This is a genomic window from Pseudomonas sp. FSL R10-0056, from assembly GCF_009600105.1.
GTDB classification, from domain to species: Bacteria; Pseudomonadota; Gammaproteobacteria; order Pseudomonadales; family Pseudomonadaceae; genus Aquipseudomonas; species Aquipseudomonas bubulae.
Genome location: NZ_WIWL01000099.1, coordinates 1 through 376, shown reverse-complemented (window position 1 = coordinate 376; position 376 = coordinate 1). Strand labels below are relative to the sequence as shown.

The following is a 376-nucleotide window of genomic DNA, read 5'->3' as shown; positions in this document are numbered from 1 at the left end:
ACCTGCGGCTGGATCACCTCCTTAATCGACGACATCAGCTGCTCCATAAGTTCCCACACGAATTGCTTGATTCATTGAAGAAGACGATAGCAGTAGACCAAAATTGGGTCTGTAGCTCAGTTGGTTAGAGCGCACCCCTGATAAGGGTGAGGTCGGCAGTTCGAATCTGCCCAGACCCACCAATTTTGTTTGGAAGCACCTGTAGAAATATGGGGCCATAGCTCAGCTGGGAGAGCGCCTGCCTTGCACGCAGGAGGTCAACGGTTCGATCCCGTTTGGCTCCACCATTACTGCTTACTTGTCGTAAAGCTTAGAAATGAACATTCCATCGAATGATGGTGAATGTTGATTTCTGATCTTTTGATTAGATCGTTCT

2 tRNA genes are annotated in these 376 nt (G+C 48.1%); both read left to right on the top strand.

The features are described from left to right. Nucleotides 1-105: 105 nt before the first annotated feature. Nucleotides 106-182 (top strand) — tRNA-Ile (locus GHO42_RS04710). A gap of 29 nt (nucleotides 183-211) precedes the next feature. Next, nucleotides 212-287 (top strand) — tRNA-Ala (locus tag GHO42_RS04705). Nucleotides 288-376 lie beyond the last annotated feature (89 nt).